Consider the following 16506-nt stretch of genomic DNA (forward strand, 5'->3'; position numbering starts at 1 on the left):
ATGCGAGGCGTTACGAGTTTTTCGCAAGAGAACGGTAGGGCGAATTTCCGTGTCTCGCAATGTTGAACCGGACGCTGATTTCTTTCAGAGGCGTTTAGTTGGATTTGAGTGTGACTTTTGTGGCAGATGCCGCGAGAGGCCATCCTTCGGGATGGGGGGGGCACACTAACAAGCTAGCCTGACTGGAGTAAGCATGCTTTTGCATAACTTTACGATCCCTATGTTGGCATTGCCACGATGGGCCAAGCGCTTTGTCGTTTTGGCACTTGATACCGCCCTGTGCGCGCTGACCGTCTGGTTGGCCTACTACCTGCGGTTGGGGGATTTTGTGGCGCTGTCTGGTAGTGCTCTGGTCGCCGTTTTGGCCTCCATCGGCATCGCTCTACCCATCTTCATTGTATCGGGGTTGTATCGAGCCATTTTTCGCTATAGCGGTTGGCCGGCCTTGTTGGCGGTTGCCAGAGCAATCGGTGTTTATGGTTTGCTTTACGCATCCATATTCACTGCGATGGGAATTCAAGATGTCCCTCGTACCGTTGGCATCATTCAGCCAATACTATTGCTCCTTTTCGTTGGTGCATCTCGAGCCTTTGCACGTATTTGGCTCGGTGATCAGTATCAGAGCATTCTTAAGCACGCATCTCGCCCCAAAGTGCTTATCTATGGTGCCGGGCGCACCGGCCGCCAGTTAGTTGCTGCCATGGCTAATAGCCATGAGATGCAGGTCGTTGGATTTCTGGACGACGATGATCGTCTGCACGGTCATGTGCTGAATGGCCAACCCATCTATAACCCTGCGGATTTAGCCAATCTCGCCGCTACATTGACCGTCAGTGATGTGTTACTGGCTATGCCTAGTCTGAGCCGCAAGCGACGCAATGAAATTTTGGCCCAAATTCGGACCGCCCGTGTGGCAGTCCGTACGCTGCCCAGCGTTACCGATTTGGCTCAAGGTAAGGTCAGCATTTCTGATTTGCGTGAATTAGATATCGATGACTTGCTCGGTCGAGAGCCGGTCACGCCCAATCATTTATTGTTGGCAATGAACATACGTAGCAAGGTGGTCATGGTCACGGGGGCGGGAGGCTCCATCGGTAGCGAGCTCTGTCGCCAGATACTCTCCGTGGGCCCAAACAAGCTGTTACTGATCGAACAGAGTGAGTTTGCACTTTACGGTATTCACCAGGAACTCGAAGAAAAGTTCGTCGATCGCGGCGTCGTGCTGGTACCGCTTTTGGCTTCAGTACAAGATAATGAGCGAATGCGCGAGATCATGTCCACCTGGCATCCAGACACGGTCTATCACGCCGCTGCTTACAAGCATGTGCCGATCGTTGAGCACAATCCAGCCGAAGGTATCAAGAACAATGTGCTCGGCACGCTGTTCACGGCGGTGGCCGCAGCAGAGAATGGTGTTGCTGACTTCGTCCTAATCAGTACCGATAAGGCCGTGCGCCCCACCAATATCATGGGCGCCAGCAAGCGATTGGCGGAAATGGTGCTGCAAGCCCTTGCTGCAACTGCTCTTGGAACCAAGTTCAGCATGGTGCGTTTCGGCAATGTGCTGGGCTCGTCTGGTTCAGTGGTGCCGAAATTCCGGCAGCAAATCCGCGACGGTGGGCCGATAACGCTCACCCATCCGGATATTACCCGCTACTTTATGACCATCCCTGAGGCTTCCCAGCTAGTGATTCAGGCCGGCGCCATGGCAAAAGGCGGTGATGTGTTCGTCCTCGATATGGGCCAATCGGTCAAGATCATTGATCTGGCGCGGCGGATGATTGAGCTCTCCGGTTTGACTGTGAAGGACGAGCAGAATCCTGATGGTGACATTGCGATTGAGATCACGGGGCTACGGCCCGGTGAGAAACTATACGAAGAGTTGCTAATTGGCGACAACCCTAAACCCACATCCCATTCGCGGATTATGAAAGCTCATGAGGAATTTATCCCCTGGATAGATCTGGAAGCTGACCTAAATGCCTTGAAATTGGCCCTCAATGTGAACGATGTGGGTTTGATCCGATTGATAATGACAAAGCTCGTTACCGGTTACACGCCGAGCGATGACATTGTCGACTGGGTGTATCTGGAGCAGGAGGCAGAGGCTGCCGCCGGTCTTGCCAACTGACTGAGACTACTTGATGCAGCAATCTTTACAAGCCCTATGACAATCACTCGCGTCAATAGGTCAGGCCACCTCTTTTCCGGGGCAGTTCCGAGCTTCATGGGGTTGTTGTTGCCATTGATTCTTGGTGTTTACTCTGTTCCATATATCATCGATCGGTTAGGCATTGAACGTTTTGGTGCATTGACCGTTGTCTGGGCCGTAGCCGGATATTTCAGTTTGTTCGATTTTGGTATTTCACGCGCTATGACCCAACGCGTCGCAGGGAATGCCGATCCTCAAGCGTGTGGGCGGATTGTCCGATCTGGTTTGACGCTTCTCCTCATTCTGGGGGTCGGAGGCATGCTTGTCATCGGACTGGTGAGCTGGGTGGCTATGTCTGCGGGAGTTCTTTCCGCATCCCGCGAGAATATTTATGCATCACTGTTTCTTGGTATGGGAATCCCGTTCCTGATGATAGGTCAGGGGTTGAGAGGGATACTCGAGGGGCTGTGCCGATTTTCGGTACCAGCATGGGGGCGAATTATTAATGGGGTCATGACTTTTGGGGCCCCAATTCCATTGCTTGCGGAGCATTCTGGTATCGACATCTTGGTGGCTACATTGAGTCTTGGGCGTATGGCAACGATGCTTCTCCAAGGCTTTGCCTGTAAATCTGAATTGCTCCAAGCGTGGAGTACGAAACCCTTGGGAAGCGATACAAGCCAGTTACTACGGTTGGGGGGGTGGATGACGGTTTCCAGTATCGTGAGTCCGCTCATGTTGTTTGTGGATCGGATCATGGTGTCCACCAGTATCCATGCACAAGCGCTTGCTTATTACACAACGCCATTCGAAATGGTAACTCGCTTACTAATCGTTCCAGGTGCAATAGGTTCAGCTGTCTTCCCTAGACTGAGCAGGTTGCATAGGGTCGCTGATTCCTCCGCCGCTGAAGCTGCGCTTGCCGGGATGGCGCTCACACTAGGAATTATGGCTCCGATGGTTGTTGGTCTCCAGCTTTTCTCTTTTGAGATACTCGATCTTTGGTTGGGTCCGACATTTGCTGAAAAGGGGAGCCTGCCGATGCAGTTGATTGCGTGGGGCGTGTTTCTGAATGGTATTGCTCAATTTCCATTTATTTACTTGCAAAGTGCTGGTAAGCCAGACCTTATTGCCAAAGTGCATTTGATTGAATTCCTGCTCTACATACTGGCTGTGCCCACTATGCTTAACGCGTGGGGAATCAATGGTGTTGCATGTGCGTGGCTGGTTCGGGCGGCCGTTGATTTGGTTCTGATTGGCGCACTCAGTGTTGTCGGTGTAGACCGGGTTATTTCTGTGCGCTTGGTGGTGATAGTCGTGGTTTCTCTGGTTACGGGTGGGATCAGTCTTCTGTTCGAAGTGCCCATGCACGGGATTCCGGATCGGGTGCTATATCTGCTAGTGCTGACTGTTGGATGCGTCTTGATATCGCGCGGGCTTGTTCGCACCGTTTATGGGAAAGCGAGTTACTAGTGAATCCAATATTATGGGTTTCTATATTGTCGGTAGTTTTACTTGTCATACATCTATACCAATGGAGGGGTATAGCTTCCCCCATCGGGATTTTCCATTCGCTTCTTTGGTTGGGGGTGAGTCTCTCCTACGCAATATGGCAAGCCGACCTTGAGGTAATCTCAACAAAAACCCTCTGGATTATAGGGATAGGCATTGCGATGTTTAGCGGTGGATTTCTGGCTGGCATGCAATTGAAGCCATTACCTGCTAAGTTTTTGCATCCTGAAGGCGTTTTTACCAGGATAGTGCCCTTGCCGACTATCATTGTGGCTGTATCTGTGATCGGGTTGGCCTCGATGCTTCATCAGGCGTTGGCTTTGGTGTCAATAGATACATCAAGTTCATTGGTTGGGAGCGGCTCATGGTACGCAAGGTTGCGGTTGGTCCTAGTGTCCGAGAAAGCGGGAAGTTACGGGCTCGCTAGTTATGTGCTCAATTTCTCCTTTGTGGGGTCGGCCTACTTGGCATATATGTCTCGCATTGGCAAGTCAAGCCGTATGCTTGGGCCAAGTATTCTCCTCTCGCTGGGATTTTGTTTTTTGGCAACCGGCAGAACATACCTCATCCTGTTCGGGTGCCTGATGTTGGCTGCTGTCGGACCCTCAAGGCAGAACAAACGAATTGTCCTGCTTATCACCGCAATGGCGGCACTTGTCGCCGTAACGTGGGTTGGAGGGCGTTTTAACCAAGCCTCTGTAGGTGCATTCCTTGCCTCGATGGAACACCATGCAAAGCTCTATTTTGTTGCGCCGGTGGCAGCTTTGAACTATCTAATTAACTTGGACTTGCCATCCACAGGAGGTGGATACACTTTCCGGACACTTTTGGCCGTATTAAAGGTGATGGGCATGGGACTAGAGGTGCCTGATCTCATTCAGCCCTATCCCAACGTGAAATTGTCTGCCAATGTGTACACTGTTTTTAGTCCCTATTATCGGGATTTTGGGGTTGCAGGTGTTGCACTGCTCATGGCACTTCTCGGTCTGCTACATGGTTGGATATTGATACAAATCAGCCAGCAGAGGTCCTTCCTATTGAGCGTGGCCTCGGGCATATTGTGTTACGCATTGCTGATGCAGTTCTTTCAGGATCAGTATTTCAGTCTTCTCTCCCAATGGATTCAACTGATCGGCTGGGCTTACGTATTCTCGTTGCTTGAATGTAAGACAACTGCGGACACAGGTAGTGGACATTGATTCTTTCAATCATCATCGTTAATTGGAACTCAGGAAAGCAACTAGAAGCCTGCATTAATTCCATTTGTCATGCAGCGGCGCTCTTGAATGCCGAATGGGAGGTGATCGTTGTCGATAACGCTTCCAGTGATGATTCACTCTCAAGAATTTCGAAAATGAGGGGAGACTTGACACTGCTCAAGAATTCACAGAATCGTGGGTTTGCAGCAGCGTGTAATCAAGGTGCAATTTTGGCTAAAGGCCGCTATCTGCTGTTTCTTAATCCAGATACCCGATTGCTTCCTGACTCCCTGGAAAAACCTATTTCTTTCATGGAGGCTAAAGCCAGTCACGGCATAGGGATCTGTGGCATAAGGTTGCTTGATGATGCGGGCAATACTTCCACATGTGCGTCGCGCTTTCCCGGGGTGCGCGTGATGGTCGGTTCGTTGCTTGGGCTGTCCGTTTGTTTTCCACGACTCTTCCCATCCCACTTAATGCGGCCGGCGGAGCTTGAGACGAATCAGTTCGTCGATCAAGTGACCGGAGCGTATTTCCTTGTTCGTCGTAAAGTTTTCGACGCTTGCGGGGGATTCGATGAGAGGTTCTTTGTTTATTATGAGGAAGTTGATTTTTCATTGCGCGCTTTGAAGCAAGGATTTTCTTCCTATTTACTTGCGGATGTGGCTGCGTTTCATCGGGGGGGGGGGTGCTCTGAGCAAGTCAAAGCCACACGCTTGTTTTATTCGCTACGTAGCCGAATCCAGTATGCGAACAAGCATTTCTCCATTGTTGAAAAAGCTGGCTTGTGGCTGGTTATGGCTATCGAGTTTCCGGCTCGAATCGTTCGGGCCGTCATTCATGCGTCACCAACTGAAGTCCGAGATTCGGTTGCGGCCTACATATTGCTAGCTAGATACTATCTACAACGACAACTATGAGTAAATGTCGCTGTTTGATGACTGCTGAGAAAAAAACGATGGGCGGACCCAAGTTGCTGTCTAGATCAGGGGATTCTTCCATTAGATGTCTCGTTCTGTCGCGATATGGTATTCGTGGTGCGAGTTCGCGGGTTAGATTCGCCCAGTATTTTCCTCAATTGGCGTCATATGGAATTGAGTGCCATTTCAGCCCATTGCTGGAAGACAGCTATTTGCTTCGGCGCTATGCGCACAGCCCGCTCCGTTTTCTTGATGTCTTTACGGGTTACCTGAAACGCTTTGAGCAACTTTTGTCGGCGCGGCAGTTTGATGTGATTTGGCTAGAGGGTGAATTGTTCCCCGGCTTGCCCGCGGCATTTGAGCAGCTGATCTTGCGCAGTGGCGTTCCGTATGTACTGGACTATGACGATGCAATTTTCCTCCGGTACGAAAAGCAGCTTGAGTCGTGGTTCGGGGGGTTGTTTCGGGATAAATTTTCGCGCCTTATTTCGGGGTCGGCTGCCGTTACGGCCGGAAACCGCTTTCTTGAGAACTGGGCTCAAAAAGAGGGGGCGCGGCGAGTTGTATATATCCCCTCAGTGATAGATGCTGGTCGATATGTTTCAACTAGCGAGTCTTCGGGCCCGGGTGGGCGGTTTGTGGTGGGCTGGATAGGTAGTCCACATACTGCGAGGTACCTAGACATAGTGGCTCCCGCGCTTGAAAGGCAGAATAGGCTGACCCCGCTAGAATTAATGACCATTGGCGCTGGTCCGATGGGCGATTATCCTGTCCCAGTTCGACAGCATGAGTGGTCGCTGGCGAGAGAGGTCGAGTTGATCGAGGCTATGGATGTCGGAATAATGCCACTGCCCAGCGACGCGTGGTCACTAGGTAAGTGCGGCTATAAGCTGATTCAATACATGGCGCTTGGTAAGCCGGTTGTCGCGTCTGCTGTGGGCGCGAACCTAGATATAGTTGCACATGGAGTGAATGGATTTCTTGCACAAGGTGATGATGATTGGGTCCGAGGGCTAGCTTGCTTGGCCGAGTCGCAAGCATTGCGTTCAAATTTTGGTAGATTGGGCCGAGAGCGCATTCAGGAGCATTTTACGACCCAGATAACCGCTCCGGTTGTCGCCAGCGTACTGCGGAGTGCAGTGAAAGGCGGGTAATGAGCCCGGTGGTTCGGTTTGAACGGAGCATGCATTGAGCAGCGTTTATGGGAGGGGGAGGTAATGCGCAAACGCATGCGAAGCCAATGAAAATCGGTCGTGTCGGGCGATTACATTGGCGCCGGCTGTCTGGAAACTTAACTGACGCTTCTTGCTGAAACAAGATTCCGCCATGCGTCATGAAAAGCCTCTATCTCCTAGGCTTCAACAAATATCCTGAACCTGATAGGAGGCTTGGCCACCGAGCTTTAAAGGCACCGGTCCACCTGTTTTGCATCCTTTCGCAACTCTTGCCAGGGCCCCAATGATGGTGCTGAGCGAAAAGGATCTCTGTGGGTTGCAGTCTCCCGTGGGGGCTGTGCTTAGTCAAAAATGTGCGGGTGAAGTGCGAGTCGGGCAATCACCCGAACCATTCCTCACTGACTCGCAGTCGGGTATTCAGAGGTTTTGGGGTAGGGGTCGAAATAGGCCGTCTTCCCACAACCAAAATTTTATAAGGAGGAATGGGCCCAAGCCTGTCCCTTTTTTGTTTTATGCTGTCGGTTAAGGGTGGATTCCGGCATCAGACCGGAAGCGCCGAGTTCAACGAGGTTGGAGCACGTCCATGGCGAAGCCGGCAGGTCTTCCCAATTTGCGCCTGTTCGCAGTGATCTGCGTACTGGCCGTTACGGCGGTGGGGGCGTTGCTGTATCCGCGCCTGGCGGCCTCGCCCGATGCGGCGGTCGAACCCATGCCCGCCCTGCTGGCGACCACCCCGATCCGCCCCGGCGAGCCCCTGCTTCCCCTGCCCGACAGCCTGCCGGTGGACCCGGCCAAGGTGGCCCTGGGGCGTCTCCTCTTCAACGATCCCCGCCTCTCCCGCGACGACTCCCTGGCCTGTGCCGGCTGCCATGACCTGCAGCGGGGCGGTGCCGACGGCATGCCGGTGTCCCGCGGGGTGGACGGCAAGAAGGGCGGCATCAATGCCCCCACGGTGCTCAATGCCGCCTTCAATTTCCGCCAGTTCTGGGACGGCCGCGCCGCCACCCTGGAGGAGCAGGTGGAAGGTCCGGTGCACAATCCGCTGGAAATGGCTGCGGATTGGGACCAGGTGCTGGCCAAGCTGCAGGCCGACAAGGAACTGCGCAGCCGCTTTGCCAGTGCCTACCCGGCCGGGCTGACGGCGGCCACGGTGCGCCACGCCATTGCCGAGTACGAACGCTCCCTGCTCACCCCCTCCCGTTTCGACCGCTGGCTGCGGGGCGACGACACCGCCCTTTCCGACGAGGAAAAGGCCGGTTACCGCCTGTTCAAGCGCCACGGCTGCTCTTCCTGCCACCAGGGAGTGAATGTGGGCGGCAACCTGTTCCAGCGCTTCGGCGTCATGGACAACTACTTCGCCAACAAGAAGGCCCTGACCGCCGCCGACATGGGGCGTTTCAACGTCACCGGCCGGGACGAGGACCGGCATGTGTTCAAGGTGCCGACCCTGCGCAACGTGGCGCTCACCGCCCCCTATTTCCACGACGCCGCCACTTCCTCCCTGGACGAGGCGGTGGCCCTCATGGGGCGCTACCAGTTGGGCGTGGAGCTGCCGGCCCGGGACGTGACCCTGATCGTCACCTTCCTGCAGTCCCTCAACGGGGACGTGCGGCCATGACCCGCCTGCCGTCCTGGAAGGGCGCCGCCCCCTGGCTGCTGGTGCTGATCCTCACCGTCATCCTGGTGGGGCTGTTCCAGCGCAGCACCGGGGCCGACGTCGCCGAGCAGGCCCGGGTCGAGGCCCTGGTGCATGAGATCGTCGCCCTGGACGCCCGCCTCAACCAGGACCTGCTCAAGCTGCGCCACCGCCAGTTGCAGGACTACGACGCGGTGGCGGCGGCGGACGAGCGCATTTCCGCCCTGCTGCAACGCCTGCAGGCAGAACTGCAGCGCCACGGCAGCGAGGCCATGACTCCGGTGCTGGCCCTGTGGCAGGAAAAGCGGGAAGGACTGGAGCGCTTCAAGCAGCAGAACGCCCTGCTGCGCAATTCCCAGGACCACTTCCTCAATCTCTCCAGCCAGCTCCTGCGTGCCAGCGACAGCCCGGACGGCCGCGGCAGCGTGCCCCACAGCGCCCTGCTGGCGACGGTGGGGCGGGAAATCATGGAGTTCCTCATCCGCGGCGAGGCCGACGACATGCCGGCGGTGGCCGCCGACCTCTCCGCTCTGCAGGACCAGGTCGTCGGCTGGCCCCTGGAGGTGCGGCGCCAGGTGCTGCTGATGACGGCCCACGGCCAGCAGGTGCTGCGCCATCGCCTGGACGTGGAGAGCCTGCTCAACGAACTCACCGGCAGCCCCTTCGCCGGCAGCCTGGAGGCCTCCTACCGGGACTACAGCGAAATCTACCGCCAGGACCTGAAGCAGGCAGAAAGCTACCGCCTGCTGCTGGCCCTGTTTGCCCTGTTCCTCATCGCCACCGTGGTCTACATCATGGTGGAGCTGAAGAAGTCGGCCCTGGAGCTGGGCCACAGCCATGCCTTCCTCGACAACATCGCCAATACCCTGGCCGAAGGCATCCTGGCCCTGGACCGGGGCGGCCGCATCACCTTCGCCAACCAGCGGGCCGAAGCCCTGCTGGGGGCGGCGCCGGGCGGCCTGCTCGGCCGCGATGCCGCCACGGTGCTGTGGCCCGGCGCGGCGCCGGCCGAGGTTTCCGGCCTGGCCCGGGCCCTGGCCACCGGCGCCGTGTTCGAGGGCGAGGACGATTTCGTGCGCAGCGACGGCAGTGCCTTCCCGGTGGCCGTGCTGGGGGCGCCCCTGCGGGGCGGCGAGGGCGACGCCGACCAGGCCGGCTACGTGGCCTCCTTCCGCGACATCAGCGAAATCAAGCAGGCTGAGGCCCGCCTGCATCTGGCGGCCCGGGTCTTCGACAGCCTGGGCGAGGCCATGGTGGTGACCGATGCCCGGGGCCGCATCCAGTCGGTCAATCCGGCCTTCTCCGAGGTCACCGGCTATTCCGAGGCGGACGCCCGGGGCCGGGCGCCGGGCCACATCCTGGCCTCGGGCCAGCACGATCCGGCCTTCTATGCCCAGATGTGGCAGAGCCTGCAGGAGCAGGGCAAGTGGCAGGGCGAAGTGATCAACCGGCGCAAGTCCGGCGAGACCTATCCGGAGTGGCTGTCCATCACCGCCATCAAGGACGGGGCCGGCCAGGTCAGCCAGTACGTGGGCCTGTTCACCGATATCACCGACCGCAAGCAGGCCGAGGCCCACATCCACCACCTGGCCTACCACGACCCCCTCACCGGCCTGCCCAACCGCCGCCTTTTCTACGACCGCCTGGAAAACGCCCTGCGCCAGGCCCACCGTTCCCGGCGCAAGCTGGCGGTGCTGCTGCTGGACCTGGACCGCTTCAAGGCGGTGAACGACACCCTGGGCCACGACCAGGGCGACCTGCTGCTCAAGGAAGTGGGGGCCCGCCTCAGTCTCTGTCTGCGGGAGGGCGACACCCTGGCCCGCCTCGGCGGCGACGAGTTCGTCCTGCTGCTGCCCGAAGTGCTGTCGGCGGAGGATGCCAGCATCGTCGCCGGCAAGCTGTTGGCCCAGTTCGACCAGCCGGTGCGGCTCGGGGAGCGGGAGATTTTTGCCTCCACCTCCATCGGCATCGCCCTCTACCCGGCCGACGGGGAGGACGGGGAGTCCCTGCTCAAGCATGCCGACGTGGCCATGTACGCAGCCAAGGACGGTGGCCGGGCGGCCTACCGCTTCTTCATCGCCAGCCACAACGAGCGTTCCCTGGAGCGGCTGGAACTGGAGAACGACCTGCGCCGGGCCGTCGAGGGCGAGCAGCTGCTGCTCTACTACCAGCCCCAGATCGGTGCCAGCAGCGGCCGCATCGCCGGGGTCGAGGCCCTGGTGCGCTGGCGCCATCCGACCCGGGGCCTGGTCATGCCCGACAGCTTCATCGCCCTGGCGGAAAACGCCGGCCTCATCGACGCCATCGGCCACTGGTGCCTGGTGGCCGCCTGCCGCCAGCTGCGGGCCTGGCAGGAGCAGGGGGTGCCGGTGCCGCGGGTGGCGGTGAATGTCTCGGCCCGCCAGCTGCGGCGCTGGGACTTCGCCCAGGAGGTGCTGCAGGTGGTGACCCAGAGCGGCATCGACCCGGCCGGCCTGGAGCTGGAACTGACGGAAAGCTCCCTGGCCGACGACCCGGAACAGATCCTGGCCATCTTCAGCACCCTGCGCCAGGCCGGGGTGCGGGTCTCCATCGACGATTTCGGCACTGGCTATTCCTCCCTTTCCTATCTCTCCCGGTATCCGGTGGACGAGGTGAAGATCGACCGCAGCTTCGTCTCCCGCCTCCTGGACGACCGGGAGGCGCGCTCTGTGGTGCGGGCGGTGATCCTCCTGGCCCACGGCCTGGGCATGCGCACCGTCGCCGAAGGGGTGGAGACCGAGGCCCAGTGGCAGGTGCTGAGCGACCTGGATTGCGACGAACTGCAGGGCTACCTGTTCAGCAAGCCGGTGCCGCCGCACCAGATTCCCCTGCTCAAGGGCGACTGGCAGCGCAGCGAGAGCCGCCTGCCGGTGTGACGGGCAAGGGCCGTACGGGCCTTTGCTTTATGCGTTTTCTCAAATAAACAAATAGCCAAAGAAGCTTTGTGGTTCTAAACACCTTGTTTAGAGTTCGCTTCTGAAGAGTCAGCCATCGCTGGAAGGAACCCCCATGAAGAACGCCGTTTCCCCCGTTTCCCGCCTGTTCGCCGCCCTGCTCCTGGCGGGCGGCCTGGTCGCCCCGGCCCTGGCCGATGTCACCCTGCTCAACGCCTCCTACGACGTGGCCCGTGATTTCTACAAGGACTACAACCCCATGTTCACCAAGCACTGGCAGGCCAAGGCCGGTGAAAAGGTGGAAGTGAAGCAGTCCCACGGCGGTTCCTCCAAGCAGGTGCGGGCCGTGGCCGACGGCCTGGAAGCGGACGTGGTGACCATGAACCAGGCCACCGACGTCGATTACCTGGCCGACAAGGGCCTGGTGGCCAAGGACTACGCCAAGAAATTCCCCAACAACGCCTCGCCCTACACCTCCACCATGGTGTTCATCGTGCGCAAGGGCAACCCCAAGGCCCTGAAGGACTGGTCCGACCTGGCCAAGTCCGGCGTCGAAGTGATCGTGCCCCACCCCAAGAACACCGGCAACGGCCGCTACACCTACCTGGCCGCCTGGGGCTACGCCCTCAAGCAGCCCGGCGGCAACGACAAGAGCGCCTTGGAATTCGTCGGCAAGATCCTGAAGAACGCCCCCCTGTTCGCCGCCGGCGGCCGGGATGCCACCACCACCTTCATGCAGCGCCGCCTGGGCGACGTGCTGGTCACCTTCGAATCCGAGGCCGAGCTGATCGCCAAGGAATTCGGCCGCGGCGAGTTCGAGGTGGTCTATCCCAGCGTTTCCATCCTGGCCGAGTTCCCGGTGGCCGTGGTGGACAAGGTGGTGGACAAGAAGGGCAGCCGCAAGCAGGCCCAGGCCTACCTGGACTACCTGTGGTCCAAGGAAGGCCAGGAGAACGCCGCCCAGAACTACCTGCGGCCCCGGGATGCGGAAGTGCTGAAGAAGTATGCCGCCCAGTTCCCCAACATCAAGACCTTCTCCGTGGATGAAGTGTTCGGCGGCTGGAGCAAGGCGGCCAAGGCCCACTTCGTCGATGGCGGCTCCTTCGACCAGCTCTACGTGCAGAAGTAATCCACCCCCGCCCCCGACCCCCGCGGCGCCGGGCCGGCCTGCAAGGCTCCCCGGCGCCGTCGTTTGAGAAACCCATGTCAGCCAAGAAAAACAACGTCCTCCCCGGCTTCGGCCTGGCCCTGGGCTACACCCTGGTGTACCTCTCGGTGCTGGTGCTGATCCCCCTGGGCGGCCTGGTGCTCAAGTCCACCGCCCTGACCTTCGCCCAGTTCTGGGACATCGCCACCACCGAGCGAGCCCTCGCGGCCTATCGGGTGACCTTCGGCGCCTCGGCCCTGGCCGCCGTCATCAACGCCTTCTTCGGCCTCATCGTGGCCTGGGTGCTGGTGCGCTACGACTTCCCCGGCAAGCGCCTGATCGACTCCTTCGTCGATCTGCCCTTCGCCCTGCCCACCGCCGTGGCCGGCATCACCCTGGCCACCCTCTATTCCACCAACGGCTGGATCGGCAAGTACCTGGAGCCCCTGGGCCTGAAGGTGGCGTACACGCCCCTGGGCATCGTCGTGGCCCTCACTTTCATCGGTCTGCCCTTCGTGGTGCGCACCCTGCAGCCGGTGATCGAGGACATCGAGCCGGAAGTGGAGGAGGCCGCCGCCACCCTGGGCGCCTCCCGCTGGCAGACCTTCCGCCGCATCATCTTCCCCGCTATCTTCCCCGCCCTGCTCACCGGTTTCGCCCTGTCCTTCTCCCGGGCCGTGGGCGAGTACGGCTCGGTGATCTTCATCGCTGGCAACATGCCCCTCATTTCCGAGATCACGCCCCTGCTCATCATTTCCAAGCTGGAGCAGTACGACTACGTGGGCGCCACCGCCCTGGCGGTGGTGATGCTGGGCATTTCCTTCGTCCTGCTGCTGGCCATCAACGGCCTGCAGTGGTGGGCCGCCAATCGTCACAACAACCGTAATACCGGAGGCGAGCAATGAGCGTGCGCCGTGCCAATACCGAACCGGCCTGGGTGCGCTACACCCTGCTGACCCTGGCCTTCGCCTTCCTCGCCCTGTTCCTCGGCGTGCCTCTGGCGGCGGTCTTCGCCGAGGCCCTGCGGGGCGGCTGGGAAGCCTATGTCAACGGCCTCCTGGACCCGGAGGCCCGCAGCGCCGTGACCCTGACCCTGGCGGTGGCGGCCATCGCCGTGCCCCTCAATGTGGCCTTCGGCATTGCCGCCAGCTGGGCCATCGCCAAGTTCGAGTTCCGCGGCAAGAGCCTGCTGATCACCCTGATCGACCTGCCCTTTGCCGTCAGCCCGGTCATCGCCGGCCTCATCTTCGTGCTGATGTTCGGCGCCCAGGGCTATTTCGGTCCCTGGCTCGCCGAGCACGACGTGAAGATCGTCTTCGCCGTGCCCGGCATCATCCTGGCCACCCTCTTCGTCACCTTCCCCTTCGTCGCCCGGGAAATGATTCCCCTGATGCAGGCCCAGGGCAAGGACGAGGAGGAGGCCGCCGTCTCCCTCGGCGCCTCCGGCTTCCAGATGTTCTGGCGGGTGACCCTGCCCAACATCAAGTGGGGCCTGCTGTACGGGGTGATCCTGGCCAATGCCCGGGCCATGGGCGAGTTCGGCGCCGTCTCCGTGGTCTCCGGCCACATCCGCGGCGAGACCAACACCCTGCCCCTGCACGTGGAAATTCTCTACAACGAATACAACGCCATCGGCGCCTTCGCCTCGGCCTCCGTCCTCGCCCTCCTGGCCCTGGTCACCCTGGTGGCCAAGACCCTGGTGGAGTGGCGCATGCGGGCCGAGACCGCGATGCTGACCGCCGAACTGCCCCCCGAGAAAACCAACTGAGCCTGCCGCCATGAGTATCGAAATCCGCAACATCGCCAAGCGTTTCGGCAACTTCGTCGCCCTCGACGACGTCTCCCTCTCCATTCCCACCGGCGAGCTGGTGGCCCTGCTCGGTCCTTCCGGCTGCGGCAAGACCACCCTGCTGCGCATCATCGCCGGCATGGAAACGGCGGACGAGGGCCAGGTCATGTTCGAAGGCAGCGAGGCCACCCACCTCCACGCCCGGGAGCGCCAGGTGGGCTTCGTCTTCCAGCACTACGCCCTGTTCCGCCACATGAACGTGTTCGAGAACGTGGCCTTCGGCCTGCGGGTCAAGCCGCGCAAGGAGCGGCCCAGCGAGTCCGAGATCCGCAAGCGGGTCATGGACCTGCTCTCCCTGGTGCAGCTGGACTGGCTGGCGGACCGCTACCCGACCCAGCTTTCCGGCGGCCAGCGGCAGCGCATCGCCCTGGCCCGGGCCCTGGCGGTGGAACCCAAGGTGCTGCTGCTGGACGAGCCCTTCGGCGCCCTCGACACCAAGGTGCGCAAGGAACTGCGCCGCTGGCTGCGTCGTCTGCACGACGAGATGCACATCTCTTCCGTCTTCGTCACCCACGACCAGGAAGAGGCTCTGGAAGTGGCGGACCGGGTGGTGGTGATGAACAAGGGCCGCATCGAACAGGTGGGTTCCCCGGACGAGGTCTATTCCAACCCGGCCAGCCCCTTCGTCTATCAGTTCCTCGGCAACGTGAACGTCTTCCACAGCCGGGTCCATGGCGCCTGGGCCGAGGTGGCCCGGGACGACGTGCCCGCCGGCCAGGAGGCGGTGGCCTTCATCCGCCCCCACGATATCGACATCGACACCGTGGCCACGCCCGAATCCCTGGAGGCCAAGGTCAGCTACGTGCAGACCATCGGCCCCCTGGTGCGGGTGGAGGTGATCCATCAGGGCGAACTGGTGGAAGTGGAACTGACCCGGGAACGCCAGCAGGTGCTGGGCCTGACGGCCGGCCAGCAGGTGTGGCTGAAGCCGCGCCAGGTCAAGGTCTTCGCCAACGGCGAGGGGGCGGTGGCGCCGGCTCAGGCCCAGGAAAAACAGCCCTTCCTGTTCTGAGGCGTCGTCTCACAACGGGTGCCAGCGAAAGCAGAAGGGGCGCCATTTTTTGGCAATACATGCTGGAGAATGGCGCCCCTCTTGCGTTTCAGGGCAGGGCTTGAATGAATCCCTTGCCCTGCCTCAGGTCGCCGGGTCTTGGCGGTCGGGTTTCAGGCACCGGGTCTCAGACATTTTCCCCGCACAGCTCGGCGTAGGCCGAGTGGTTGTGGATGGACTCGAAATTCTCCGAGGCCACCGACCAGCGGCCGATGCGGGGCTCGGCCATGAGGCGCAGGGCGATGTCCCGCACCAGGTCCTCGACGAACTTGGGATTGTCGTAGGCCCGTTCGGTGACCCACTTCTCGTCTGGGCGCTTCAAGAGGCCGAAGACCTCGCAGGAGGCTTCCTCCTCGGCCAGGCGCACCAGTTCCTCCACCGCCATGGGCTGGCGTAGTTCGGCACTGATGGTGATGTGGGAGCGCTGGTTGTGGGCGCCGTACTCGGAAATCTTCTTGGAGCAGGGGCAGAGGCTGGTGACCGGGGCGGTCACCGCCAGGGTGGTACGGATCGGGGCGCCGGGCTGTTGCTCCACCTGCAGGCGCACGTCGTAGTCGAGCAGGCTGGAAACGCCGGAAACCGGGGCCGCCTTGGCGATGAAGTAGGGGAAGGCCAGGTCGATGCTGCCGCTCTCGGCCTGCAGGTGGCCCAGCATTTCCTGCAGCAGGGCCGGCAGGTCCGCCGCCTGCAGGGCGCCCCGGGGGCGTTCGAGAATTTCGACGAAGCGGGACATGTGGGTGCCCTTCACCTCCGGCGCCAGGCCCACGGCCATGGTCAGCTCGGCCACCGTGTGCTGCACGGCGCCGTCGGCGGCAGCCAGGGCCAGGGGATAGCGCAGGCCCTTCACGCCCACCTTCTGGATCGCCAGCTGGCGCTGATCCGGGGTGGCCTGGACATCGGGCAGGTGGAACATCTTGTCCGGTGCATTCATATCGTCTCTCCGTGGGGTT

The 16506-nt window shown here is 60.2% G+C and carries 12 protein-coding genes; 11 read left to right on the top strand and 1 reads right to left on the bottom strand.

All coding sequences use genetic code 11. The features are described 5' to 3' along the window. Positions 1-193 precede the first annotated feature (193 nt). From AC1RTA_RS05020 to AC1RTA_RS05070, 11 genes are all read left to right on the top strand, one after another. Positions 194-2131, top strand: a complete 1938-nt coding sequence (locus tag AC1RTA_RS05020) for a polysaccharide biosynthesis protein (RefSeq protein ID WP_492784119.1) — start codon at positions 194-196, stop codon at positions 2129-2131. A gap of 96 nt (positions 2132-2227) precedes the next feature. After that, positions 2228-3625: a flippase gene (locus tag AC1RTA_RS05025; RefSeq protein WP_492784120.1), complete on the top strand. Its 1398-nt coding sequence runs from the start codon at positions 2228-2230 to the stop codon at positions 3623-3625. Beyond that, on the top strand, positions 3568-4863 hold the full coding sequence (locus tag AC1RTA_RS05030) for an O-antigen polymerase (RefSeq protein ID WP_492784121.1): 1296 nt from the start codon (positions 3568-3570) through the stop codon (positions 4861-4863). Before AC1RTA_RS05025 ends, AC1RTA_RS05030 begins: the two co-directional genes overlap by 58 nt. Further along, positions 4860-5783, top strand: a complete 924-nt coding sequence (locus tag AC1RTA_RS05035) for a glycosyltransferase family 2 protein (protein WP_492784122.1) — start codon at positions 4860-4862, stop codon at positions 5781-5783. Before AC1RTA_RS05030 ends, AC1RTA_RS05035 begins: the two co-directional genes overlap by 4 nt. 17 nt (positions 5784-5800) lie before the next feature. Beyond that, positions 5801-6937: a glycosyltransferase family 4 protein gene (locus AC1RTA_RS05040; protein WP_492784123.1), complete on the top strand. Its 1137-nt coding sequence runs from the start codon at positions 5801-5803 to the stop codon at positions 6935-6937. Between the two features lie 604 nt (positions 6938-7541). After that, on the top strand, positions 7542-8576 hold the full coding sequence (locus AC1RTA_RS05045; protein ID WP_130459188.1) for a cytochrome-c peroxidase: 1035 nt from the start codon (positions 7542-7544) through the stop codon (positions 8574-8576). Then, a complete protein-coding gene (locus AC1RTA_RS05050) occupies positions 8573-11491 on the top strand; it encodes an EAL domain-containing protein (RefSeq protein ID WP_014235383.1) in 2919 nt (972 codons plus the stop codon). Before AC1RTA_RS05045 ends, AC1RTA_RS05050 begins: the two co-directional genes overlap by 4 nt. 133 nt (positions 11492-11624) lie before the next feature. Continuing rightward, positions 11625-12638 (top strand): sulfate ABC transporter substrate-binding protein, encoded by a 1014-nt coding sequence (locus tag AC1RTA_RS05055; protein ID WP_014235382.1) that lies wholly within the window; start codon positions 11625-11627, stop codon positions 12636-12638. A gap of 74 nt (positions 12639-12712) precedes the next feature. Further along, positions 12713-13561, top strand: coding sequence for a sulfate ABC transporter permease subunit CysT (gene cysT / locus AC1RTA_RS05060; RefSeq protein ID WP_014235381.1), 849 nt, complete (start codon positions 12713-12715; stop codon positions 13559-13561). Further along, complete coding sequence (cysW, locus tag AC1RTA_RS05065) at positions 13558-14424, top strand: sulfate ABC transporter permease subunit CysW (protein WP_014235380.1); 867 nt, start codon at positions 13558-13560, stop codon at positions 14422-14424. The genes cysT and cysW overlap by 4 nt, the downstream gene beginning before the upstream one ends. A gap of 10 nt (positions 14425-14434) precedes the next feature. Further along, positions 14435-15517, top strand: a complete 1083-nt coding sequence (locus tag AC1RTA_RS05070) for a sulfate/molybdate ABC transporter ATP-binding protein (RefSeq protein WP_130459187.1) — start codon at positions 14435-14437, stop codon at positions 15515-15517. Between the two features lie 166 nt (positions 15518-15683). On the opposite strand, the gene folE2 is transcribed toward AC1RTA_RS05070, so the two are convergent. Next, the gene (gene folE2 / locus AC1RTA_RS05075; RefSeq protein ID WP_152089826.1) at positions 15684-16487 is read right to left on the bottom strand and encodes a GTP cyclohydrolase FolE2; all 804 of its coding nucleotides are present in this window, start codon (positions 16485-16487) and stop codon (positions 15684-15686) included. Positions 16488-16506: the final 19 nt, after the last annotated feature.

It is taken from the genome of Azospira sp. MPR-E4, assembly GCF_058809645.1.

Coding starts and splice junctions, on each gene's coding strand:
- AC1RTA_RS05020 (WP_492784119.1), top strand. CDS start 194: ATGCTTTTGCATAACTTTACGATCCCTATGTTGGCATTGCCACGATGG.
- AC1RTA_RS05025 (WP_492784120.1), top strand. CDS start 2,228: ATGGGGTTGTTGTTGCCATTGATTCTTGGTGTTTACTCTGTTCCATAT.
- AC1RTA_RS05030 (WP_492784121.1), top strand. CDS start 3,568: ATGCGTCTTGATATCGCGCGGGCTTGTTCGCACCGTTTATGGGAAAGC.
- AC1RTA_RS05040 (WP_492784123.1), top strand. CDS start 5,801: ATGACTGCTGAGAAAAAAACGATGGGCGGACCCAAGTTGCTGTCTAGA.
- AC1RTA_RS05045 (WP_130459188.1), top strand. CDS start 7,542: ATGGCGAAGCCGGCAGGTCTTCCCAATTTGCGCCTGTTCGCAGTGATC.
- AC1RTA_RS05050 (WP_014235383.1), top strand. CDS start 8,573: ATGACCCGCCTGCCGTCCTGGAAGGGCGCCGCCCCCTGGCTGCTGGTG.
- AC1RTA_RS05055 (WP_014235382.1), top strand. CDS start 11,625: ATGAAGAACGCCGTTTCCCCCGTTTCCCGCCTGTTCGCCGCCCTGCTC.
- cysT (WP_014235381.1), top strand. CDS start 12,713: ATGTCAGCCAAGAAAAACAACGTCCTCCCCGGCTTCGGCCTGGCCCTG.
- cysW (WP_014235380.1), top strand. CDS start 13,558: ATGAGCGTGCGCCGTGCCAATACCGAACCGGCCTGGGTGCGCTACACC.
- AC1RTA_RS05070 (WP_130459187.1), top strand. CDS start 14,435: ATGAGTATCGAAATCCGCAACATCGCCAAGCGTTTCGGCAACTTCGTC.
- folE2 (WP_152089826.1), bottom strand. CDS start 16,487: ATGAATGCACCGGACAAGATGTTCCACCTGCCCGATGTCCAGGCCACC.